Here is a 23688-nt window from a genome sequence, read left to right as displayed (position 1 = left end):
CCAGTCGAGACAAGCCGCCTTTGCCACCATTACGGTGATCTGCCCGGCGGCTTTTTTGTTGCCATGCTTCCCCAAGACCCCAGCACCGAACCGACGCCGGCTGACGACGCCGCGCCGGTAGACAGCGCCGGACAAGCGTCCGCTCCCTCTCCTGCCGATCCTGAAGGCGTTGCGCATCCGCGCCGGATCCGTTCGTTCGTGCGCCGCGCGGGGCGGACCTCGACCGGGCAGCAGCGTGCCATCGACGAAGTCGGGCCGCGCATGATGGTGCCGTATGCGCCACAGCCACTGGACTGGGAAGCTGTATTTGGCCGCAAGGCACCGTCGATCCTGGAGATCGGCTTCGGCATGGGCGAGACCACCGCGCATATCGCCGGCCTGCGGCCGCAAGACAACTTCCTGGGCTGCGAGGTACATGAGCCCGGCGTGGGCGCGCTGCTCAAGCTGATCGACGAGCGCGGCCTGGACAATGTGCGGATCCTCCAGCACGATGCGGTGGAAGTGATCGCGCATATGCTGACCGACGACTGCCTGGACGGCGTGCATATCTACTTCCCCGACCCCTGGCACAAGAAGCGCCACAACAAGCGCCGGCTGGTGCAGCCGCCGCTGGTGAAGGTGCTGGCCGCGCGGCTGAAGCCGGGCGGCTATATCCACTGCGCGACCGACTGGGAAGAGTATGCGCACCAGATGCTGGAAGTGCTGTCGGGCGAGCCGTCGCTGGAGAACACCTCGACCGCTGCGGACGGATTTGCCGAGCGGCCGGATTACCGGCCCGTGACCAAGTTCGAGCGGCGCGGCGTGCGCCTCGGGCACGGCGTGTGGGACGTGGTCTTCCGCAAGCGCGCCTGAGCGCCGGCAGCCGACCAACAAAAAAGCGTGGCAGATGCCACGCTTTTTTGTTGCCCGCGGCAAACCCGCTCAGGCGTGCCAGGAAACCAGGCCGGAGTATGCGGTCACCAGCACCACGATGCCGAAGGCGATGCGGTACCAGGCAAACGGCTTGAAATCATGCGTGGCGACGAAACGCAGCAGCCAGCGCACGCACAGGAAGGCGGACAGGAAGGCAAAGACGAAACCCACTGCAAAGATGCCGAGGTCGTCGGCGTTGAGCAGTGCGCGCGCCTTGTACAGTTCGTAGACGGTGGCACCGAAGATCACCGGGATCGCGAGGAAGAACGAGAACTCGGTGGCCACCTGCCGCGACAGCCCGAACAGCATGCCGCCGATGATGGTGGCACCGGAGCGCGAGGTGCCCGGCACCAGCGCGAAGCATTGCGCCAGGCCGACCTTGAGGGCATCGCGCCAGGTCAGGTCATCGACCGATTCAATCCGCGGCGCGCCGGCCTTGGCGGCCTCCAGCAACGCATTGCCCTGCGGATGCGAGACCGTGCCGCGGCGCGCGTCGCGCCATTCGGCCAGCAGAATCACCACGCCGCCAACGATAAAGGCCAGCGCCACCGAGATCGGGTTGAACAGGTGGGCCTTGATCCATTTGCCGAAGATAAAGGCCAGCACGATGGCCGGCACCGAGGCGATCACCACGTTGGCGGCAAAGCGTTGCGCCAGCGGGTCGGCGCGCAGGCCGCGCACCACGTTGCCGATGCGCGCGCGGAATTCCCAGCAGACTGCCAGGATCGCGCCGAACTGGATCACGATCTCGAAGATCTTGCCCTTCTCGTCGTTGAAGTCGAGCAGTTGGCCGGCCAGGATCAGGTGGCCGGTGCTGGAGATGGGGAGAAACTCGGTCAGTCCTTCGACGATACCGAGTATCACGGCTTTCAGGGCAAGTGCGATTTCCATGCGGAACGGAGAAACGTTGTCATGGGCGTTGCCCGGCATGCGCGCCGGGACCGCCCTGGATTGTTGTTTGAGCGCCCCGGTCAGGGGCGGTTGATCTTGACGTTGATGCCGTCAGGCAAAACGGTGATTGTACCGGGTGCCACATTCATGCCGGCAACCCGCAGCTGGTCTTCGCGGAAGGTATAGAGCGGATAGCCCTGCAGCAGCTGCTCGGCCAGGATGCCGCCCAGTGCATTGAGCTGGCGCGAGAACTGCGCGGGCATGCCCTGCACGTCGAAGCGCTGCACCTCGGGGTCCTGCAGCACCACCGAGCGCGTGGGCTCGTCATAGCGCAGGCCGCTGTCCAGCGCAAAACGCCCTGACAGGGCCCGGCTGAAGAACAGCTTGTTGTCGATCATGGCGTCGAACTGCACGTTGACGCGGTTGCGCGCCGGGTCCAGCGTCAGCTGCGGGTTGGCCAGCTGGATGTCGAACAGCTCCATATAGCGCTTGTTGAATGGAAACTTGCGCTCCAGCGCCGCCTGCAGCTGGCTTTGCGAGAAGGTGTATTCGTTGCGGAAGGCGCCGCAGGCGGCCAGGACCACGGCCAGCGTGGCCGCGCCAGCCGCGGCAAGCCAGCGCCGTCGGGAAGTCCGGATCATATTGCCTCCGATTGCGGGATAGTCAGGTCGCGTACCAGGCGTCATGCGCGCGCACCGGGCCGCCCGGGCGTGGCCTGCGGCGCGGTCAGGATTTCCAGCTGGGTCAGCCAGTGCAGCGCGGCTTCGCGCGAGTCGCCGCACATCTCGGCCGACGGCTTCAGGCCGCCGCAGAACGCAGGCCGGTCCGGCCTGCCAAACACCGCGCAGCGCATATCCGGCAGCAGCTGCGCGCACGGCTCGCCCGCCGGCTTGCCGCCAGGCATGCCGGGCAGCGGCGAGGCGATCGACGGGGCGATGCAGCAGGCGCCGCAGCCTGCGCGACAGGAAAGGTCTGACCGGCAACTCATGACGATGGTTCAGGATGGGCGGCCGCCAGGCGGCCAGCACAAAGAGGACATTGTGCCCGAAGGGCCGCTGCCGTCCTGTAAGAAAAGGAAAACGCAGTAAGCCGCGCCCGCGCACCGCCGGAAAAAGCGAACCATAAGCCACAAATCGTAATTTAGCCTCAGTGCCGTCTCGATGTGTTCCCGAGGGTCGCCGGCCTGTGCTTGACCCTCCCATGGCGCTCATCTACATTACTGACCGACAAGTTATTAACTTTCCGACCCGCCCCCCGTGCCCCGCAGGACCCGCAAGACATCCGTGAAAACGCCCGCCGATCCTCACAAGGACGCCGACACGCCGCGCTGGAGCCGGCGCAAGGCCGCCCGCCCGCAAGAACTGGTGGCCGCGGCGCTCGACCTCTTCGTGGAGCGCGGGTATGCGGCCACGCGGCTGGAAGACGTGGCCGCCGCGGCCGGCGTGTCCAAGGGCACGGTCTATCTTTACTTCGCCAATAAGGAAGAGCTGTTCAAGTCGGTGGTACGCGAGAACCTGGTGCCGGCACTGGCGCGCGGCTCCGACCTGGTCGACGCCTACGACGGCAGCACGCCCGAGCTGTTGCGCGAGCTGCTGCGCGGCTGGTGGGGCCTGATCGGCGCCACGCCGGTGGCGGGACTGACCAAGCTGATCATGGCCGAGTCGGCCAATTTCCCGGACATCGCCCGTTTCTATAACCAGGAAGTGATGATGCCGGGCGACGAGTTGTTCGCCAAGGTGCTGGCCCGTGGTGTAGCGCGCGGCGAATTCCGCGCGATGCCGGCCAACCCCACCACGACGCTGGTCTGTGCGCCGCTGGTGTTCCTGATGCTGTGGCAGCGCGCGCTGCGTGCCACCGCCGAGAAGGACATCGACCCCGAGGCCTTCCTGGACGGCCTGCTGGACACGCTGCTGTTCGGGCTCACCAGCGGCGACGCCCGCAATCGCCCGCTGCCGCCGCAGACCGGCCCCTACATCTGGGAACGCATCCGCGACGACATGCTGGCGCAACGCGCCGCCGCCATGGAAGCCGACGCCGAGCCCGATCCCCCTGCGCCGCGACCCGGCCTCTGAACATGAAGCGCAAGACCCTGCTGATCACCGCCGCCTGCATCGCCATCGCGCTGACCGCCACGATCGCCGTGCGCAAGGCCGTCAGCGCGCGCCAGCCGCAGGCGCCGGCCCAGGCCGCCGTCAACGTGGTGGAATTCCTGCAGACCGACCTGGTCAGCGTGGCGCGCCAGGACCTGCGGGTGTCGCTGCCGCTGTCGGGCAGCCTGCGTGCGCTGAACCAGGCCTCGGTCAAGGCCAAGGTCTCCGGCGAGGTCAAGGCGGTGCTGGTACGTGAGGGCGAGCCGGTGTGCGCCGGCCAGGTGATCGTGCGCATCGATCCCACCGAGTACGAGGCCAAGGTGGCGCAGGCGCGCGGCCAGATGCTGGCCACGCGCGGACAGTTCGAGAACTCGCGCCAGACCTGGGAGCGCAACCGCGAGCTGGTCGGCAAGGGCTTTATCTCCAGGACCGCATTCGACAAGTACCAGGCCGACCTGGACGTCGCCCGCGCCAACCTTGACGCGGCCCAGGGCGGCCTGGCGGTGGCGCAGAAGGCGCTGGCCGACACCGTGGTCAAGGCACCGCTCGATGGCATGGTGGCCGCGCGCGCGGTGCAGCCGGGCGAGAAGGTCTCGCCGGATACGCGCCTGGTCGACGTGGTCGACCTGCGCGTGCTGGAACTGGAAGCGCCGATCCCGATGGCGGACGTGGCGCGCGCCGCGGTCGGCCAGCCGGTGGCGCTGGACGTGGAAGGCGCCGGCGGCTTCACCGGCAAGCTGGTGCGCATCAACCCGGCAGTCAGCCAGGGCACGCGCAGCATCATGGTCTATATCCGCGTCGAGAATGCAGACCAGAAGCTGCGCGCCGGCATGTTCGCGCGCGGCGCGCTGGTGCTGGGCGAACGTCCCGGCGTAGTGGCGGTGCCGTCCTCGGCGGTGCGCACGGAAGGCGAGCGCGCCTTCGTCTATGCCATCGACAAGGACACCCTGGCCGAGCGCCCGGTGCAGCTTGGCATCCGCGACGAGGCCAGCGGCATGGTGGAAATCGTCTCCGGGCTGGACGCCGGCACCGAGATCGTCCGCAACAACCTTGGCACGCTGCGCAGCGGCAGCCAGGTCAAGCGCGTCAAGGCGTAAGGACCCGCGCCATGTGGTTCACCCGCCTGTCGATCCGCAATCCGGTGCTGGCCACCATGATGATGATGGCCTTCATCGTGGTGGGGCTGTTCTCTTACCAGCGGCTGCCGGTCGACCAGTTCCCCGACATCACCTTCCCGGTGGTGGTGGTGCAGACCGAATACCCGGGCGCCGCGCCGGAGTCGGTGGAGTCCGACGTCACGCGCAAGGTCGAGGAAATCGTCAACACCATCTCCGGCATCGACGAAATCTTCTCGCATTCGTACCAGGGCACTTCGGTCGTCGTCATCAAGTTCGACCTGAGCGTCGACGTCGGCCAGGCCGCGCAGGACGTGCGCGACAAGATCGCGCTGATCCGCCCGCAGTTCCGCGACGAGGTGAAAGAGCCGCGCGTGCTGCGCTATGACCCGTCCGACGCGCCGGTCCTCTATCTCTCGGTCTCCAACGCAGCGGGCGCCACCCGCAGCCAGCGCGAGCTGACCACCATCGCCGACCAGATCGTGCGCAAGCGGCTGGAGACGGTGCGCGGCGTGGGCGCCATCAATATCGTCGGCGGCACCAAGCGCGAGGTCGAGATCCGCATCCGGCCGGCGCAGTTGGAGGCGCTGGGGATTGGCGTGGACCAGGTGATGAACGCCATCCGCAACGAGAACCAGGAACTGCCCGCGGGCGAGCTGCGTTCCTCGGCCACGGAAACGGTGGTGCAGATCAAGGGCCGCGTGCCCACCCCGGACGCGTTCCGCCAGATCATCGTGGCGCGCCGCGCCGGCCAGCCGGTCACGCTGGGCGAGATTGCCGATGTGCGCGACGGCCAGGAAGAGCAGGAAAGCCTGGCGCTGCTGGACGGCAAGCGCGCGCTGTTCCTGTCGGTGGTGAAGGCGCAGGGCCAGAACACCGTCGATACCGTCGACGGCCTGGTGCGCATGACCGAGGAAACACGCAAGCTGGTGCCGGCCGGGGTGCAGCTGAACGTGGTCAACGACACCGCGCGCGGCATCCGCAGCAGCGTCAAGGAAGTGCGATCGACGCTGCTGGAAGGGGCCTTCCTGACGGTGGCGATCGTGTTCCTGTTTCTGGGTTCGTGGCGCAGCACTGTGATCACCGGGCTGACACTGCCGATTGCGCTGATCGGCACCTTCGGCGTGATGTATACGTGCGGCTTCACGCTCAACGTGATCACGCTGATGGCGCTGTCGCTGTGCGTGGGCCTGCTGATCGACGATGCCATCGTGGTGCGCGAGAACATCGTGCGCCACAACCTGATGGGCAAGGACCACCGCACCGCGGCGCTGGACGGCACCAACGAGATCGGGCTGGCGGTGCTGGCCACCACCTTCTCGATCGTGGCGGTGTTCCTGCCGGTGGGCTTCATGGGCGGCATCATCGGGCGCTTCTTCCACCAGTTCGGCATCACCGTGGTAGCGGCGGTGCTGATCTCGATGTTCGTCTCGTTCACGCTGGACCCGATGCTGTCGTCGGTCTGGCACGACCCGGACCTGCACGGCACCGGCAACAAGAAGAGCTGGTACGGGCGCACGGTGGGACGGTTGCTGGACTGGTTCTCGGCAAAGATGGACAAGCTTGGCAACGGCTATGCCAGCATGCTGGGCTGGGCGCTGAAGCACCGGCTGGCCACGGCCATCATCGCCGCGGTGACCTTCTTCGGCAGCTTTGCGCTGGTGCCGCTGATCGGCACGGAATTCGTGCCCAATGCCGACCTGGGCGAGACCCAGGTGGGCTTCACCACGCCGGTCGGCACCTCGATCGAAGTCACTGAAGCCAAGGTGCGGCAGGTGGAAGCCGCGCTGAAATCCTTCCCGGAAGTGGCCTACACCTACGCCACCATCAACTCGGGCAATGCCTCGGGCCGCAATAATGCGCTGGTGTCGGTACGCCTGACCGAGCGGCGCTCGCGCCAGCTGTCCACCGCACAGCTCAACCCGCTGATCCGGCAGCGCCTGGCGGGCATCGCCGGCATCACGCTGACGATGGTGGGCATGCCCGACGGCGCCGGCGGCCAGAAGGCAATCCAGGTATCGATCCAGGGCGATGACCTGGACGAACTGCGGCGCCTGTCCAGGGAAGCGGGCACGCGCATGAAAGCGATCCGCGGCCTGGCCGACCTGGATTCGAGCATGAAGGACGACCGCCCCACCATCGAGGTGCGCATCCGGCGCGAGCTGGCATCGGACCTGGGCGTGGGCGTGGCGCAGATCGGCAATGCCCTGCGCCCGCTGCTGGCCGGCGACGCCATCAACTCCTGGCGCGCGCCCGATGACGAGAACTACGACGTGCGCGTGCGCCTGCCCAAGGATGCGCGCACCGGCATGGCCGACCTGAGCGCGCTGATGATCGCCAGCAGCCAGACCAACGCCGACGGCTCGCCCAGGATGGTGCCCTTGCGCCAGATCGCCGAGCTGGTGCCGACCACCGGCGCCAACCAGATCAGCCGGCGCGACCTGAACCGCGAAGTCGAGCTGACCGCCAACGTGGCCGGGCGCTCGGCCGGCGAAGTCGCGCGCGACGTCAAGGCCGCGCTGGACGGCATGAGCTGGCCGGCCGGCTACAAGTACCGCTTTGGCGGCTCGACCAAGTCGATGAACGAGTCCTTCGGCTACGCCGTGTCGGCGCTGGCGCTGGCGGTGATCTTCATCTACATGATCCTGGCCTCGCAGTTCGCCAGCTTCTTCCAGCCGATCGCCATCATGACCTCGCTGCCGCTGACGCTGGTCGGCGTGTTCGCGGCGCTGCTGCTGTTCCGCTCGACGCTGAACATGTTCTCGATCATCGGCTTCATCATGCTGATGGGGCTGGTGACCAAGAACGCGATCCTGCTGGTGGACTTCGCCAACCAGGCGCGCCAGGGCCATGTGGACGGCGCCGACGGCCGCCAGCCGCTGTCGCGCGAGGCGGCGCTGGTGGAGGCCGCGCGCGTACGGCTGCGCCCCATCCTGATGACCACGCTGGCGATGATCTTCGGCATGGTGCCGCTGGCCTTCAGCCTGGGAGAAGGCGCCGAGCAGCGCGCGCCGATGGGCCAGACCGTGATCGGCGGGATCATTACGTCGTCGATCCTGACGCTGGTGGTGGTGCCGGTGATCTATACGTACCTTGATGATTTCGGGGCCTGGCTGCGCCGGCTGTGGCAAGGCAAGGCGGCCAGCGAGCCCGCAGCGCACGCGCAGCCCGCACCCGGCCGGCAAGCGGCACCGGACCGGCCGGCTCCGGCGGAGGCCAGCGCGGAATGAGCCCGGCGGCGTCTGCAAGGTTAAAATAAGAGGTTTGATAAGACTGTCCGGCCGTGGCACCGCGCGGCCGGCGCACAGACCGACAGCGGTTGGCATTGGTAAGGAATGGCAAGATGGATCTCGAAAAAGCCCGATTCAACATGATCGAACAGCAAATCCGCCCGTGGGACGTGCTGGACCAGGAAATCCTGGACCTGCTGGCGGTGGTCAAGCGGGAGCAGTTCGTCCCGGCCGCGTACGCCTCGCTGGCGTTCGTCGACATGGAGATTCCGCTGCCCGCCGGGCAGAACATGCTGGCCCCGCGCGTGGAAGCCCGCATCCTGCAGGACCTGGCCGTGCGCAAGCATGAGAACGTGCTGGAAATCGGCGCCGGCTCCGGCTACATGGCCGCCCTGCTGGCCAACCGCGCGCGCCACGTGCTGACCGTGGACATCGTGCCCGGGCTGGTCGAGCTGGCCCGCACCAACCTGGCCAACGCCGGCGTCACCAACGTCGACGTGGCCGAAGGCAACGCCGCCGACGGCTGGAGCGCCGCCGCGCCCTACGACGTGATCTGCATCTCGGGCTCGCTGCCGGCGATTCCGCAGTCGATCCTGTCGCAGGTCAAGGTGGGCGGCCGCATCGCCGCCTTCATCGGCGAGCTGCCGGTGATGGAAGCGCGCCTGGTCACGCGCGTGTCCGAGACCGAATACCAGGTCGTCAACCTGTTCGAAACCGCGGTCAAGCCCCTGCAGGGCGCGGCCCGGCCGTCGCAATTCCAGTTCTGAGGACGGAGCCACCATGCAGGTCATCAAAGCGGCCGAACTGGCCCAGTGGCTGGCCGATGCCAGCCGCGCCAAACCGGTCCTGCTCGACGTGCGTGAAGGCTGGGAGGTGCAGACCTGCGCCATGCCCGGCATCACCCACATCCCGATGCGGGACATCCCCGCGCGCGCGGCCGAACTGGACGAAGACGCCGACATCGTCTGCATCTGCCACCACGGCGCACGCAGCATGCAGGTGGCGGCCTACCTGGAGCGCCAGGGCTACGCCAAGGTCTACAACCTGACCGGCGGCGTCGACGCCTGGGCCAGCGAGGTCGACCCGGCCATGCCGAAGTACTGAAGCGGCAGTCCAGCACAGCAACACCAAGAAGAATCGACTGTAGCCGCGGCCCGCGCCCGGCAACCTGGAGCTTTCATGAAGTTTGCGCCCAACGCCCTGCCCGGAGTGATCCGGACGCGCCTGGCGATCGCGGTTTCCCTGCTTGCCCCGCTGCTGGCCATGCTGCCGGCGGCACCGGCAAGCGCGGCCGACCTGCTGCAGGTCTATCGCGATGCGCAAGCCAATGACGCGCAGTTTGCCAGCGCGCGCTCGCAGCTGCTGGCCACGCGCGAGCGGCTGCCCCAGGGCCGCGCCGGGCTGCTGCCGCAGGTGGTTGGCACCGCGGGCGCCAACCGCACCAAGCTCGACCAGACGGCTTCGCTGCCGGTCGGCGCCGGGGCCAGTGCCTCCGGCACGCGCTTCTTCAACAACAACAACTGGCAGCTGCAACTGAGCCAGCCGCTGTTCCGCTGGGACCGCTGGGAAACCTACAAGCAGGGCGAACTGGCGTCACTGGCCGGTGAAGTCAGCTTCCACCAGGCCGAGCTCGACCTGATCACGCGCAGCTCGCAGGCCTATTTCGACGTGCTGGCGGCACAGGACAACCTCTACCTGGCACGCGCGCAGAAGAAGGCCATCTCCGAGCAACTGGAGCAGGCCAAGCGCAATTTTGAAGTCGGCACCGCCACCATCACCGACACCAACGACGCCCAGGCCCGCTACGACCTGGCCACCTCGACCGAGATCGCCTCGCAGAGCGACCTGGAAATCAAGCGCGCCACGCTGCAGCAGATCACCGGCAAGTCCGTCGACGAAGTGCTGGGACTGCGCCCCGAAGCGCCCATCCCCGGCCCGCAGCCGCCCGACGTCAACGCCTGGGCCGCGCAGGCAGAGACCAGCAACCTGCAGGTGAACCTGGCCAGCTACAACCTGGAAACCGCCCAGCGCGAGACCAACAAGGCCAAGGCCGGCCACCTGCCCTCGGTCGACCTGGTGGCGTCATACGGCTTCACCAACCAGACCGGCAGCGCCACGCAGGCGATCTCCACCCATTACAACGCCTCGCAGATCGGCGTGCAGCTGACCATGCCGATCTTCGCCGGCGGCCAGATCCAGTCGCGCGTGCGCGAGACCCTGGCCCTGGCCGACAAGGCCGCCAGCGACCTGGAATTCGCGCGCCGCACCGCCGCGCAGACGGCCCGCCAGACCTACTCCGGCGTGTCCAACGGCCTGGCCCAGGTCAAGGCTCTCGAAGCCGCCGAACGCTCGGCCACCAGCGCGGTGGAATCCAACCAGCTTGGCTATGAAGTGGGCGTGCGCATCAATATCGACGTGCTGAACGCCGAAGCGCAACTGTTCTCCACCCGGCGCGACCTGGCCAAGGCCCGCTACGACACCATCATGAACGGCCTGAGGCTGAAGGCCTCCACTGGCGTGCTGCAAGAGGCCGACGTGGTGCAGATCAACACCCTGCTGACCTCGTCGCCGGGCGCGCTGTACAAGCTGCCCACGCCCGGCCAGGCTGGTGGCAAGGCACCGGCAACCCCGCGCGCCTCGGTCGAGCGCCGCGGCACGCGGCGTGAAGCCACGCCTGCCGGCGCACCGCGCACCTGATCCTCCGCAGCACGCCGCAACGCAAATGGGCCGCAATTGCGGCCCATTTGCATAAACGGCGTCGCGCCCTAGTTCGCCCGCGTACGCGACTCCACCTTCAGCAGCTGCCAGCGTATCGACGACGCATCCGCCGGCGGGTTCGGCACCTGGTACTCACGCACGCGCAGCGTGTAGGCCACGCCCGGCTCGAAGTCCAGCCCCTCGATCGGGCCATACCAGAGCTGCCACGGCGCCTCCGGCGATTCGCGCCAGCGATAGCACGTCATCTTGCCCACGCCAGAGCACTCCACGCGCTGCGAATCGATGTAGACCACCTTCTCCACGCCCCCGGCCTCCACGCTCGCACCGCGCTTGCCCAGGCCTTCGCGCTCAACAAACTGCAGCAGGTCGCCGCCGGCAGTCTTCCAGATGATCTGCCGACCCGTGCTGCCCGCCGACGGCTGTGTGCCGACCGTGGCAAACGGCGTCTGCATCGCCTTGAGCAGGGCCGATTCCAGTTCCATGCGCGGTGGCGGGCAAGCCATGCGCGTGCCGGCAATGCGGTCGAAGCGGATGCCGGTATCGGTCTTGCCATAGCTGCCGGTAAAGCGGTTGCAGCCACTGGTGCCGCTGACCGTACCCTGCGCGGCATCGATGCCCTCATTGAACTCAAAAATGATGGGCTGGCCGTTGTCGCCGTGCGGGATATCGCGCAGCGCGCCGTCGGGCTGCTGCCAGCGCACCAGTTCCCAGCGGCTGGGGCCGGAGGGTTGGGTCTGGTTGAGGTTGGTGCCAGCGGAGGGGAGGTCCGGTGCTGTCGCGGTCGTGCAGGCACCTAGCGCGGTTGCCACCAGCAAGGCGGCCGCGCTGCGGGCAGCCAGGGCGAAGGGGAACAGGCTGGTACGGCTGTGCATGAAGGGCTCCTGTAACAGGCCGCTCAAGACGGCCGCATGGATGCAATCGACAGATCTGACAACGGGCATGCCGAAAAGTGCACCCCTTAATACATCAGTTTAGCAAGGCGGTTGCGCCAAAGCCCGGTCAAGCACCGATTAAATCACATACATCCTGTAACGTCCCAACCGCGTCGGCGGGCTAGGATGCGGAACGTCAAGAAATCCCACCCTGACCATCCGATATAATTGCCTCGCCCGGCGCAGCAATGTGACCGACAGGCTCCGCTCTCAACAGGCGGCAACAATAATAAGAAGGATGGATCGGCCCGCATCCCGAGTGCACAACCCTTCCTCCGGAAACCTCTCTCCATGCTCTTGATGACGAGATTGCAGAGATCCCAATCGTATGGGGTCGACAAAGCTCTGTACCTGGCCGCCTGTGCCGTCCTGGCTGCGTTCCCTGCGCTGATGTTTGTCAAGCCGACGGTTAGCAACCTCTGCTACGGACTCCTGCTCGGCTGGAGCGCCATCACTCTCGTTGCCGGCGGGCGGGCGGGCTTGGCGGAATGTGGCGCGCTGCTGCGCCAATACTGGCTGTTCATGCTGGCCATGGCGGCGCTGCCGCTTGCGGTGCTGCTGCAGCAACTGCTGGCCGGGGCGGAGGACCCGCATGTTTCTTACCTGTACCTGCGCTTCGCATTGTTCATTCCATTGGTTTTTGGGATGGTACGGCTTGGCAGGGGTGGGATGCGGAGTGTGCAGTGGGGTTTCGTGGTCTGCGCACTCCTTTCCGCGGCTTGGATCCACGAGGCGACAGCTGCAGGTCGCCCAGCTCACGTAGGGTCCTCCAATATCATTCCCCTTAGCAATCTTTCCATGCTGATGGGAATACTCGCCCTGATTTCAATTGGATGGGATCGTCCCAGGGACTATCTGCAATCGGGCCTGAAGCTGCTGGCCGGCTCTGCCGGCCTGTACGCCTCATACATGAGCGGCACGCGTGGCGGCTGGCTCGCCATCCCCGTGCTTGCGCTGATTGCGTTGGCAGCATCACGCAGATTGACTCGCTTACACAAGGCGGCTGCCCTCGCAGGACTGGCCGGTCTTATGGCCCTCACCTGGTTCGGCAGCGCCTGGGTGCAGCAGCGCACGACAGAGGTTGTATCCGAACTGTCTCAATTTGATCACCATGTAACACTGGACACGTCGATCGGTATACGGCTACAGCTGTGGCGAGAATCGCTCCAGATGGTGCAGGCCCATCCCTGGACCGGCGTGGGGCCGGAGAACTTCGAGCGGACCCTGCAAACGCTTGCGGCGCAGCATGAGATCTCCCCACTCGCTGCCAGCATGCCGCATTCACACAATGAACTCCTGCATGCTACGGCCACACTCGGCATCCCGGGCCTATTGGCAATCCTTGCTCTGTATCTGGTACCGGCCGCCTTCTTCCTGCGCCACCTTGGCAATGCAGACCGGGGCACGCAGGTCGCCAGCGCCATGGGCCTGGCCCTGTGCTGCGGCTTCATGGTGTTCGGCCTGACCGAGGTCATGTTCGCCACGACCCTGGTCAATGCCTTCTACAGCCTGATCATGGCCGTGTGCTTTGCCTATGTGATTGCGCGCAAGGACGCCTTGCCCGCGCGGGCGGCCAGTTGAGCCAGGACTCACGACGCCACATCTGCTTCCTGACCGGTACCTTGAATGCGATGGCCGGCGCGGAGCGGATGACCGCAACGATTGCCAATGCGCTTGCCGACGTTGGCCATCGTGTCACTATCCTGAGCCTCTGGGACGCTGCCAGCCAGTTTCCGCTGCATCCACGCGTGCGCCATGAAGCGCTGTTCGCGCAACGGCCCTCTTTCAAACGCGCCTATTTCGCCACGGTCGCCGGCATCCGCAGGCACTGCACCGCGCATCGCATCGATGTGCTGGTACAGGTCGACACCATGCTCGAACTCTTCGTGCTGCCTGCCACCCTCGGCCTGGGCCTGCATCGTATCGCGTGGGAGCATTGCCATTTCGACGAGGATCTCGGCAGGCCGGCGCGCAAGGTGGCTCGGCGACTGGCCGCGCAGTTCTGCCGGCAGGTAGTCGTGCTGACAGAGCGGGACCGCCGCCGCTGGCTTGAGGCACTGCGGCCGCGCAGCGAGGTCGTCTGCCTGCCGAATCCGCTGCCATTTCCGATGCCGGCCGAACCCGCGCCACGCATGCAGAAGACCGTGCTGGCCATGGGCCGGCTGGTCCCGGCGAAAGGCTTTGATGTCTTGCTGCGCGCCTGGCAGAAGGTAGTGGAAGCGGAACCGGAATGGCAACTGGTCATCCACGGCGAAGGCGAAGAGCGCCCTGCCCTCACTGCACTGATCGGCCAGCTGCAACTGCAAGACCGGGCCAGCCTGCCGGGTATCTGCCAGGATCCGGCGCAGGCCTACGGGCGTGCATCGGTCTTCTGCCTGAGTTCGCGCTATGAGGGATTCGGACTGGTGCTGATCGAAGCGATGGCCTTTGGCCTGCCGATCGTATCGACCGATTGCGAGACCGGACCCCGCGAACTGCTCACCCCGGGGCAGGATGCGCTGGTCGTTGCAGCGGATGATGCCGATGCGCTGGCCAAGGCGCTGCTGACGGTGATCCGCCAACCGGAACTGGCGAGCCGCCTTGGCGCCGGTGGCCGCCACAAGGCAAGCCATTTCACGCTGGAGCGGCTTGCCCTGCAGTGGGATGCCTTGGTCAAGGCACCAGGGTAAGCACCGGATCAGCCTTCCAGCGCCGGGGCCAGCGCAGCGAGCGTGCGCACGGTGGCGCCCCGATGCAAACCCGCAAAGGTCTGCGCATGCGCGCGCATATCCGCCAGCCGCGCTGGATCGGCCAGCACGCTTGCCGCGGTACGCATCAGCGCATCGGCATTATCGACGCGCAGACAAGCGCCCGCGGCAATCGCGTCTTCCGTCGCCTGCGCAAAGTTGAAGGTATGCGGACCAACCAGCACCGGCGTGCCGACCGCGCAGGCCTCGATCAGGTTCTGACCCCCGAGCGGCAACAGGCTGCCACCGATAAAGGCAAGATCCGACGCAGCAAAGTACGTCGCCATCTCGCCCATCGAATCGCCCAGCACGATATCGGCAGTCAGCGGCGACTGGATGCCGTCAAGATCCAGTGCACTCCGGCGCTCGACCGAAAACCCCGCACGTGCCGCCATCGCGGCGACTTCATCGAAGCGCTGCGGGTGGCGGGGGATCAGCAGCAGAGCGGGACGTGGGACATTGCCCGCCAGTGATTGCCAACGGGAGAAGGCATCGAGCAACATCGGCTCCTCTCCCTCGCGCGTGCTGGCTGCGGCCAGCACCGCACGCGTGCCAAAGACCTTGCGCAACTGCTCGCCCAGCGCAACGCCTGCCGGCGCCGGCTGCATATCGAATTTCAGGTTGCCCGTGATCTGCACCGCCGGCACGCCCAACGCCTGGAAACGCTCGGCATCACCCACCGTCTGCGCCAGCACGCCCGCAAAATCCCCATACATGACCGCCGCCGCGCGCCCAAACCGCGCCGTGCGCCGGAAGCTGCGCGGCGACAGGCGCGCATTGACCAGGAACAGCGGCACCCCCGCCTTGCGCGCGCCGCGCACCAGGTTGGGCCACACCTCCGTCTCCATCAGCATGCCCGCCTGCGGCCGGAAATACCGCATGAAACACCCCACCAGCCATGGCAGGTCATACGGCAGGTAGCACTGCAGGATGCGCGGCTCCTTGCCGAACAGCTGCGCACCGGTCTGGCGGCCGGTCGGCGTCATGTGCGTCAGCAGCAGACGGTGGTGCGGATAGGCGCCGAGCAGCGCCTCGATCAGCGGCTGCGCGGCGCGGGTCTCGCCTACTGACACGGCGTGGACCCATAGCCACGGACCTTTCCGGGACAGGCTGCCGTATACACCCAGGCGCTCGCCGACATGCTGCAAGTAGCCCGGTTCTTTACGCGCACGCCAGGCCAGGCGCAGCAGCGCCAGCGGCAGCACCACCACCCACAACGTGCTATAGAGCAAACGCAGCATCAGGCAGCCACCCCGCGCACGCGGCAAGCCGCGTCGTAGACCTCATCGACCGACGGCACCACGCCGTCGTCACCGACATTGGCAATGCGCGCGGACCAGTAGCCCTCAGTCTTCCAGCGCCACGTGGCCGTGTAAATCTCCACCGTCGGCCGGCACAACGCCGCGGCGATATGGACCAGGCCTGTATCGACCCCGATCACCACCTCGGCCCGGTTGATCAGCCCGAAGCCCTGCATCACCGAGAAACGCGGCAACACCCTCGCCTGCGGCACACCGGCAGCGATCTCTTCAGCAGCCTGGCGTTCCTTGTCATTGCCCCACGGCAGCAACATCACCAGACCCTCATCCGCCAGCCGCCTGCCAAGCACATGCCAGTTCTGCACTGCCCATTTCTTGCGCGCGCCGGCGGTCGCATGGAAGCACACGGCATAGCGCGCAGGCAGGTCGCCCCACAGCGGATCGTCCACATGCAGCGCCTGCGCGGCAGGCCCGAAAAACTGCGGCGGCTCCGCCGGCGCAAGCCCGGTCAGCGCAGCGCCCAGCAAGCGCGAGCGCCGCACCGAATGCGTCTGGCGCGGCACGCGCACCGGATCGGTGTACAACAGCCGCGCCGCCGGCTCATAGCCGGAGCCCTGCGTGGCATTGCCCAGCCCGATAATCGGCGCACCGGGCGCCCGCGCGGCCACGCGCGCAACCACCGCGGTCTTGAGCAAACCCTGGCTCTCGATCACCGCGTCGTAGCGCTCCTGGCGCAACGCGTCACGCACCTCGCCCACCTCGCGCCAGGTGCCGCCCTGCAGGATGCGCTTGCGCCAGCGCCGCAGCGCAAACGGGATCACCCGACGCACCTCCGGCAACAGCCGGACAAGCTCGACATAGCCCTCTTCCACCACCCAGTCGATCTCGGCACCCGGCCAGCGCGCGCGCAGATCATGCACCAGCGGCATGTTGTGCACCACGTCACCGAGCGACGACACCTTGACCAGCAGGATGCGCGGCCGTTCCGGCAGTGTGAAAGGCACCGCGGCCGGCGTGGGCTGCGCCACACCGGCCGCGTCCGACGATGCCGCCGGCACCGTCGCGCGCTCAGAACGGGAGCTGAGCATCCGGCTTCTCTGCCAAGATCACGCGCTTGAACTCCGCCTGGATGCGCGCCAGCGCGGCGTCGTTGTCCGCCTCGAAACGCATCACCACCACTGGGGTGGTATTGGACGGGCGCGCCAGGCCGAAGCCATCGGCGTACTCCACGCGCACGCCATCGATGGTGATCACCTCGCGCGCCCCTTCGAACTTCGCGTTCGCCTTGATCTTGTCCAGCAGCGTGAACGGCTCACCCTCGGCACACTTGAGCTGCAGTTCCGGTGTGTTGTTGGCATTCGGCAGCGCATTCAGCACCGCGCTCGGATCCGCGTGGCGCGACAGGATCTCCAGCAGGCGCGCGCCCGTATACAGGCCATCGTCAAAGCCATACCAGCGGTCCTTGAAGAACACGTGGCCGCTCATCTCGCCCGCGATCGGCGCGCCCGTTTCCTTCAGCTTGGCCTTGACCAGCGAATGGCCGGTCTTCCACATCAGCGGCTCGCCGCCATGCTCACGGATCCAGGGGGCCAGTTTGCCGGTGCATTTCACGTCGTAAATAACCTGGGCACCCGGGTTGCGCGACAGGATCTCTTCAGCGAACAGCATCAGTTGCCTGTCCGGGAAAATCACCTGACCGTCCTTGGTCACCACGCCGAGGCGGTCGCCATCACCGTCGAAGGCCAGGCCAAGCTCGCAGTCCGTCTCGCGCAGGGCCTTCATCAGATCCTGCAGATTCTCGATATGTGCGGGATCAGGGTGGTGGTTCGGGAAATTGCCGTCCACGTCGCAGAACAGCTCCGTCACCTCGCAGCCCAGGCCACGGAACAGGTCACCCACGAAGGCGCCGGCCACGCCGTTGCCGGCATCCAGGGCAATCTTCATCGGACGGGCGAGCTTGACGTCGCTGATGATGCGGTCGAGGTACTTTTGACGCACATCGACTTGCTTGTATGTACCGGCACCGCTGCTGAACTGGCCGGCTTCGATCCGCTGGCGCAGCGCCTGGATCTGCTCGCCATAGATCGCCTTGCCGGCCAGCACCATCTTGAAACCGTTGTAGTCCGGCGGGTTGTGGCTGCCGGTGACCATGATGCCGGAGGTCGGGCGAACGCCGTCGATCTCGATATTGGTGGCGAAGTAGACCATCGGGGTGGCGACCAGGCCGATGTCGATCACGTCCAGGCCGGCGGCGCGCAGGCCTTCTACCAGGCCGGAGATGAGGTCGGGGCCGGAGAGGCGGCCGTCGCGGCCGACGGCGATGGCTTTTTCGCCCAGGTCTGCGGCGGCGGTGCCGAAGGAAAGGCCGATGAAGCGGGCAACCTCACGCGTCAGCGTCTTGCCAACGACGCCACGAATGTCATAGGCCTTAAAGATCGAAGAGTCAATTTGCATGAGCATTACGAAAGTTGGATACGTGTCATGAAAGTGTCGAACCGCCAAATCGGCGCAGGGGAGCATTGTGCCGGATTGCGCAACCGCGGTGACCGATAGCGACTCAGGAAGTGCTCCGGACCAAGACGCCGTGGCACCTAATGCACTAGAGTGCACATCGCGGGCTGCGGCTAGGCACGCAGTTATAATCATGCGCTCCGATTGCAGAAATCCCGCCGCTGATTGAAACCACTATGCGTCGCAAGAGGGCTGAAAGCACTACAATTGTGCGCACTCATCCACTCGGCCTAGCCATCATACCTGTTTGCCTGACAAGCCGGTGGCGCAGGAAAAACTGGTTGCAGTTGCAAAACTTTGTAAATCTTTGAAGTGGCGAACTCACGTAACGGGTTGACGTGTGGCTAGATTCACTAATGACGAAAACCAACAGTATGTCCCGCTCCGCCCCGACCGTTCGTGCACGAGGATCCGAGATCATTCGGCGCGCCAGCCGGATGGTGGGCTGGGCGCTGTTAGGCCTAATGTTTCTCGGCCTCGGCATGTTTGCAGTTGAGGAACTGCGCCAAACTGGAATTGTCACCGGGCTGTTCACGCGCACACTAGGCTGGTCTGCAGCCGCGTATCTCGGCGCGTTTGCGCTGATGCTCAGGTCACTGCATTTGCCACCCGTCGAGGGCAACAGCCTTGTCGGGCTGTCCGTGACATTGGCTTTTGTAGCCCTGCTCCTATGTTTCGCCGTTCTGCGACTAGAGTATTCACGCGTGGCGTTGTTGCTCACCTATTTTGGCACACTGGTGTGGACCTGGTTTGGGTACCGCTTGTTTGTCAGGAACTATGTACCCGTGTTTGGATACTCCGATCCCACGACGCTCGCGCAACTCGAACAGATCGTGAACATGCCCGGTGCTGCCCTGCCGAGTCCGCACCGGTTCGAACATATCCGGTCCCTGCAGGAGGCCACCGGGTGTGACGCATTGATGGTCGATCGGCACGCCATGGCCGATCCGGAACGCACTCGCACGCTGTCGCGGCTGAAGCTAACACATGTCCGCATGTATTCCGTCGAACGAATCGGCGAGATGCTGACTGGGCGAGTGGGACTCGCGCACATCGATGAGAATTTCCTTGACGACTACGCCAAGCACTATTTTTACGGCTTCCTGAAGCGACTCATCGACATCGTTTCCGTGGTGGCAATGGCACCGCTTGCAGTTCCGGTAGGCGCGCTAGTGGCACTTGCCGTCCGCCTTGAGTCAAAGGGCCCGGCTGTATTCCGTCAAGTGCGTGTCGGTCTATTCGGTCGCCCCTTTGTCATGTTGAAGTTCCGCAGCATGACCACTGAGGAAGATGCTCCTGCGCAGTTCGCGTCGAAGCAAGATCCTCGTGTCACCCGCGTTGGCCGGATCATCCGCAAGTATCGGCTCGACGAGATTCCGCAGCTCTGGAATGTGTTGACCGGTGACATGAGCCTGATCGGGCCGCGGCCGGAACAAGTGCCCATGGTCGAGCAGTTCTCGCAGAGCATTCCCTACTATCCCTATCGCCATCTGGTTCGCCCCGGCCTCTCGGGCTGGGCGCAGGTACAGCAGGGCTATGTAGGCACCCACGAGGAGACGGTCACAAAGCTAAGTTACGACCTGTACTACGTGAAACACTGTTCGTTTGCCTTGGATCTGCTGATTGCAGTCAAGACACTGCGAACCTTACTTACCGGATACGGCGCGCGTTGAACCCGTCCGAGCCATCCGCTCAGCCGGAGTCTTTGCGTATCCTGCTGGTGACAACCGGCCTACGCATGGGCGGTGCTGAACAGCAGGTTGCTGCCCTCGCGAAAGAGTTCATCGCGCGAGGCAACAGCGTCGCGCTGATCAGCCTGACTCCGGATTGCGAAGTCCCCATGCCCGACGCGGTAGAGCGCTTGATGCTCGATTTGCGCAAGACACCTCTGTCGATGGTTCATGCGCTATTGAAAGCACGACGCTTTGCACTAGAATGGCGCCCGGACATCGTGAATTCGCATATGTTCCATGCGAATCTGTTTGCGCGGTCACTGTCGCGCATTTGCCGTCTGCCTCCGCTGATCTGCGCGGCACACAGCTTTTCAGAGGGCGGCCGGCTGCGCATGCTCTGTTATCGGCTCACCGATCGCTGGTGTACGCTGACGACGCAGGTCAGCCAGGCCAGTCGCGCAGAGATGATCCGGGCGGGAGCCGTCAGGCCTGACCGTGTTCGCGTGATGTACAACGGGATCGATACAGAGAAATTCAAGCCAGACGTGGCACTACGCGAGCGCACGCGCGCGCAGCTTGGCATTGATTCCCGCGCACATTTGATCCTGACCATAGGACGCCTGGCCGTAGAGAAAGCGCAAGATAGGCTGATCGATGCGTTCCAACGGATGAACCGTTCACAAACTACTCGCCTTTTCGTTGCAGGCGACGGGCCGCAGCGTGCAGCGTTGCAGGAGCGGATATCAAAATACGGACTGCACGATGCCGTCTCGCTGCTGGGGACAAGGCACGATATTCCCGCCCTGTTAAATGCAGCTGATCTTTTCGTACTCTCTTCACGCGTCGAGGGCATGCCTCTAGCGATTGGCGAAGCGCTGGCTTGCGGGCGCCCTGTCGTAGCCACTTCGGCGCCCGGCGTCAAGGAACTAATGGGTGACATTGGCACCATGGTGCCCATTGATGATACCGATGCACTGGCGCTTGCCATGACGCAATCGTTTGCCGCCGAGGCCGGAACCGATGGCCAGCGCGACATGCGCCGCCAACGAATCGTCACGCACTTCGGTATTGCCGCTGCCGCCGATCGCTGGTTATCGCTCTATCGCGAGATGCACTGCGAAGCCTCCGAACATGCACGCTGCACAAGGTCATGCGGCGACGCATAGCTGGCAACGTCGGCTGGATGTTGCTCGATCGCTGCTCGCAAGTGCTGGTGGGCATCGGCATCGTCGCGATACTCGCCCGTACCCTCGGCACCGACGGCTTTGCGGCGTTTCAATACGCCCAGTCCCTGGTACTGATCGGGGCGTCCGTCGCGCTGATTTGCGGTAGCGAAGTCGTGGTTCCGCGGCTTGTGGCGCTTGGCGATCTAGCCGCACAACATCGGCTCCTCAAGCACGTATTCCGCCTGCGCCTTCTGGCCGCGTGCTGCGCCTACCTGCTGGTCTGCGGCTTTCTATGGGTATCTCGGCAAGGGGATGCCAGTTGGCAGCCGGCTTTGATCTTGGGTATCACAATCCTGCTTCGCGAACCCTCTGGCGTCGTGATCGCGTGGACGCAGGCCCATACGCGAACCCGGCCAAGTGTGCTGATCAATCTTGCTTCCCTCGCTTTGAAAGCCGGCTCTGTTGCCACGCTTGCCGTGATGGGAATTCATGCCGTCGGCGCCTACGCCGCCGCTTTCGTACTTGAGGCCCTGATGGCCGCTGTCTTACTCGGCACCTTCTATCGCAAATACATGCCACAGGAGGCTGTCGATTACGATGGCCAACTGACGCGTCAGCTGTTCCGCGATGGATCTCTTTTCTGGATCAGCTTTATGCTGATGATGGCGGCACGCAGGGCTGATCAGCTGATACTCAGACCGCACGTACCTTCTGAAGAGTTCGCTGCCTATGCGGCCGCAATGCAGATCGTGGACAACTACACCACGTTGGCCACCATTCTCGCGAGTGGCATCGCTCCGCTCTACGTCTATGCACGGGATGCGTCCACTGGCATTCGCAATGTACTGAAGCTGGCGGCCCTCATCACCATCGTGGGGGCTGCCGGCACCGTGCCGCTTATCCTCCTGGCACCATGGATCGTGCATCTGCTGTATGGCGCCGCCTTTGTGGAGGCAAGCTCGCTATTGCGCCTGGCCACCCTTGCCTCGCCGTTGGTGTTTGCCGATGTTGGCTTTACTATCCTGGCAGCTTACCTGCGCAAGCCCCGATGGATCGCCATCAAATGGGGCCTTGCGCTTCTGGCAACAGTTGCTGTCGATCTGACTGCTATTCCCCGATTTGGCGCGAAAGGGGCCATTCTAGGCTACGCAGTTGCCAATGTCCTGGCCACGCTTGCGGGTGTCTACATGTGGCTCCACGCGCGAAAGGCGCAGGCATGATCTGCGCACCTGGCAATTTGAACTCAACCAGGCGCCTGCCCATCGCCCTCCAATTCTCGAAGAATTCCTGAAACGCAAAATATTGCAGGCCCTGAGGCAGGCACCGGCGCAGAGACCGTCCACGGCCTTGGAGAGAGGAGAATTCAGCTTCCATGTGGCTCGCATTGGCACTATCGCGAGCGAAGTCTCCGTATCCATCGGATCACGACCCAGGCTCGCTGCATGATCAGCAAGTGAATGCCCGTAAGTAGCAGGAATGCGACGAACAGGATGGACTCCGGCACGCCTTGCTTCCATGCAATCACGCCAATCAGACCGAGGAGAAAGTTGCCAACCAAGAGGAACCAGACTGCCTGCTTGCTATCCAGTCCCGCCCGCAACAGCAGGTGATGCAGGTGGGTGCGATCGGCCGCCAGCGGATTCTTGCCCTGGATTGCTCGACGCAAAACCACTGCCAGCAGATCAATCAAGATCAGCCCGACCACCCAGAGCATAACGGCCGGGGGCACGTAACCGCCACCCGGGTTGTACTCCTTCTGCGACAGCTCCACCGAGAACCAGCTGATCCCGTAGCCCAGCAACAAGCTTCCCGCATCGCCCAGGAAAACCAACCGGCGGCGCAGGGGGCTGGGCATGTTGAACAGCAGGAAACCTGCAATGGCGCCACACACCAGAAGGCAGATCCGGTATGCACCCGGATTGCCAATGTCGTTTGCCAGCCACGCGAACCAGCCGAACACGATAAAGGAAAGTCCCCCTGCCAGGCCATCCATGCCATCGGTCATGTTGATGGCATTGACCACCGCGAGGACAGCAAGAAGGGTCAGCGGAATGCCCCACGCATGAAGAATGACGTCGCGCTTGTTGAGGAGATCGCCCAGCGAGTGTAGATACACCTCGCCCCACGAAGTCATCAGGATTGCCGCTGTGAACTGGAATGCCAGCTTGCTTAGTGGCGGAATGCCATTCAGATCGTCGAACAGGCCAACCAGCGCAAGCAGCGTCAGGCCAATGTACAGCGGCGTGTACTGATCATAGCCGCGCACGAACATCGCCGTGGACACCCAGACCGCGATAAGGATCGCGATACCTCCGACCAGCGGCGTCGAGCCTTCGTGCCGCTTTCTTCCGCCAGGGTGGTCAAGCAGACCTCCGCGGGTGGCCAGTGGGCGCAGGATCAGCACAGCGCCTGCACTCAACAAGGCCGCGATTGCAGGGAGCCAGAATAGTTCAAACATGAAAACT

20 protein-coding genes are annotated in these 23688 nt (G+C 64.9%); 12 read left to right on the top strand and 8 right to left on the bottom strand.

The features are described from left to right. Nucleotides 1-63 precede the first annotated feature (63 nt). Nucleotides 64-852 (top strand): tRNA (guanosine(46)-N7)-methyltransferase TrmB, encoded by a 789-nt coding sequence (gene trmB, locus CF68_RS05825; RefSeq protein ID WP_035816687.1) that lies wholly within the window; start codon nt 64-66, stop codon nt 850-852. Nucleotides 853-921: 69 nt separating this feature from the next. On the opposite strand, the gene CF68_RS05820 is transcribed toward trmB, so the two are convergent. The 3 genes from CF68_RS05820 to CF68_RS05810 all read right to left on the bottom strand — a co-directional run bounded on the left by CF68_RS05820 (nt 922) and on the right by CF68_RS05810 (nt 2791). Next, entirely contained in the window at nt 922-1803 is an 882-nt protein-coding gene (locus CF68_RS05820) for an undecaprenyl-diphosphate phosphatase (protein ID WP_035816733.1), read from the bottom strand. 80 nt (nt 1804-1883) lie between these two features. After that, entirely contained in the window at nt 1884-2444 is a 561-nt protein-coding gene (locus CF68_RS05815; RefSeq protein ID WP_035816686.1) for a DUF1439 domain-containing protein, read from the bottom strand. A gap of 41 nt (nt 2445-2485) precedes the next feature. Next, on the bottom strand, nt 2486-2791 hold the full coding sequence (locus CF68_RS05810) for a hypothetical protein (RefSeq protein WP_035816685.1): 306 nt from the start codon (nt 2789-2791) through the stop codon (nt 2486-2488). 268 nt (nt 2792-3059) lie between these two features. On the opposite strand from CF68_RS05810, the gene CF68_RS05805 reads away from it, so the two are divergent. From CF68_RS05805 to CF68_RS05780, 6 genes are all read left to right on the top strand, one after another. Next, nucleotides 3060-3875: a TetR/AcrR family transcriptional regulator gene (locus CF68_RS05805; RefSeq protein WP_035816684.1), complete on the top strand. Its 816-nt coding sequence runs from the start codon at nt 3060-3062 to the stop codon at nt 3873-3875. Nucleotides 3876-3877: 2 nt separating this feature from the next. Next, complete coding sequence (locus CF68_RS05800; RefSeq protein WP_035816681.1) at nt 3878-4990, top strand: efflux RND transporter periplasmic adaptor subunit; 1113 nt, start codon at nt 3878-3880, stop codon at nt 4988-4990. An 11-nt stretch (nt 4991-5001) separates the two neighbouring features. Beyond that, nucleotides 5002-8238, top strand: a complete 3237-nt coding sequence (locus CF68_RS05795) for an efflux RND transporter permease subunit (protein ID WP_035816679.1) — start codon at nt 5002-5004, stop codon at nt 8236-8238. Nucleotides 8239-8351: 113 nt separating this feature from the next. Then, complete coding sequence (locus tag CF68_RS05790; RefSeq protein ID WP_018311229.1) at nt 8352-9005, top strand: protein-L-isoaspartate O-methyltransferase; 654 nt, start codon at nt 8352-8354, stop codon at nt 9003-9005. A gap of 13 nt (nt 9006-9018) precedes the next feature. Continuing rightward, a complete protein-coding gene (locus tag CF68_RS05785; protein ID WP_035816677.1) occupies nt 9019-9342 on the top strand; it encodes a rhodanese-like domain-containing protein in 324 nt (107 codons plus the stop codon). Between the two features lie 75 nt (nt 9343-9417). Continuing rightward, on the top strand, nt 9418-10935 hold the full coding sequence (locus CF68_RS05780; protein ID WP_035816675.1) for a TolC family outer membrane protein: 1518 nt from the start codon (nt 9418-9420) through the stop codon (nt 10933-10935). 68 nt (nt 10936-11003) lie between these two features. Here CF68_RS05780 and CF68_RS05775 read toward each other — a convergent pair whose 3' ends face one another. Beyond that, entirely contained in the window at nt 11004-11828 is an 825-nt protein-coding gene (locus tag CF68_RS05775) for an META and DUF4377 domain-containing protein (RefSeq protein ID WP_035816673.1), read from the bottom strand. A gap of 351 nt (nt 11829-12179) precedes the next feature. Here CF68_RS05775 and CF68_RS05770 point away from each other — a divergent pair, with 351 nt between their 5' ends. Together CF68_RS05770 and CF68_RS05765 are read left to right on the top strand one after the other, a co-directional pair. Next, on the top strand, nt 12180-13469 hold the full coding sequence (locus CF68_RS05770) for an O-antigen ligase (RefSeq protein ID WP_035816672.1): 1290 nt from the start codon (nt 12180-12182) through the stop codon (nt 13467-13469). Then, nucleotides 13466-14557: a glycosyltransferase family 4 protein gene (locus CF68_RS05765; protein ID WP_035816670.1), complete on the top strand. Its 1092-nt coding sequence runs from the start codon at nt 13466-13468 to the stop codon at nt 14555-14557. Before CF68_RS05770 ends, CF68_RS05765 begins: the two co-directional genes overlap by 4 nt. Before the next feature lie 8 nt (nt 14558-14565). Here CF68_RS05765 and waaA read toward each other — a convergent pair whose 3' ends face one another. Genes waaA through CF68_RS05750 form a run of 3 tightly spaced genes read right to left on the bottom strand, consistent with a single transcriptional unit; the run spans nt 14566 to nt 18327 of the window. Further along, complete coding sequence (waaA, locus tag CF68_RS05760; RefSeq protein WP_035816732.1) at nt 14566-15855, bottom strand: lipid IV(A) 3-deoxy-D-manno-octulosonic acid transferase; 1290 nt, start codon at nt 15853-15855, stop codon at nt 14566-14568. Beyond that, nucleotides 15855-16961, bottom strand: coding sequence for a lipopolysaccharide heptosyltransferase I (gene waaC / locus CF68_RS05755; RefSeq protein WP_035816668.1), 1107 nt, complete (start codon nt 16959-16961; stop codon nt 15855-15857). Before waaC ends, waaA begins: the two co-directional genes overlap by 1 nt. Then, nucleotides 16942-18327, bottom strand: coding sequence for a phosphomannomutase/phosphoglucomutase (locus tag CF68_RS05750; RefSeq protein WP_035816731.1), 1386 nt, complete (start codon nt 18325-18327; stop codon nt 16942-16944). Before CF68_RS05750 ends, waaC begins: the two co-directional genes overlap by 20 nt. A gap of 413 nt (nt 18328-18740) precedes the next feature. Here CF68_RS05750 and CF68_RS05745 point away from each other — a divergent pair, with 413 nt between their 5' ends. The 3 genes from CF68_RS05745 to CF68_RS05735 are packed head-to-tail and all read left to right on the top strand — an operon-like array spanning nt 18741 to nt 22443. Then, a complete protein-coding gene (locus CF68_RS05745) occupies nt 18741-20057 on the top strand; it encodes a sugar transferase (protein WP_035816666.1) in 1317 nt (438 codons plus the stop codon). Further along, complete coding sequence (locus CF68_RS05740; protein ID WP_235205678.1) at nt 20054-21223, top strand: glycosyltransferase; 1170 nt, start codon at nt 20054-20056, stop codon at nt 21221-21223. Before CF68_RS05745 ends, CF68_RS05740 begins: the two co-directional genes overlap by 4 nt. Beyond that, a complete protein-coding gene (locus CF68_RS05735; RefSeq protein ID WP_035816662.1) occupies nt 21208-22443 on the top strand; it encodes a lipopolysaccharide biosynthesis protein in 1236 nt (411 codons plus the stop codon). The genes CF68_RS05740 and CF68_RS05735 overlap by 16 nt, the downstream gene beginning before the upstream one ends. 170 nt (nt 22444-22613) lie before the next feature. Here CF68_RS05735 and CF68_RS05730 read toward each other — a convergent pair whose 3' ends face one another. After that, complete coding sequence (locus CF68_RS05730; RefSeq protein ID WP_010813796.1) at nt 22614-23681, bottom strand: glycosyl transferase; 1068 nt, start codon at nt 23679-23681, stop codon at nt 22614-22616. Nucleotides 23682-23688 lie beyond the last annotated feature (7 nt).

Origin of the sequence: Cupriavidus sp. SK-4, from assembly GCF_000611125.1 — a bacterium.
Lineage (GTDB): Bacteria > Pseudomonadota > Gammaproteobacteria > Burkholderiales > Burkholderiaceae > Cupriavidus > Cupriavidus necator.
This window is presented reverse-complemented; position numbering and strand designations above follow the sequence as displayed.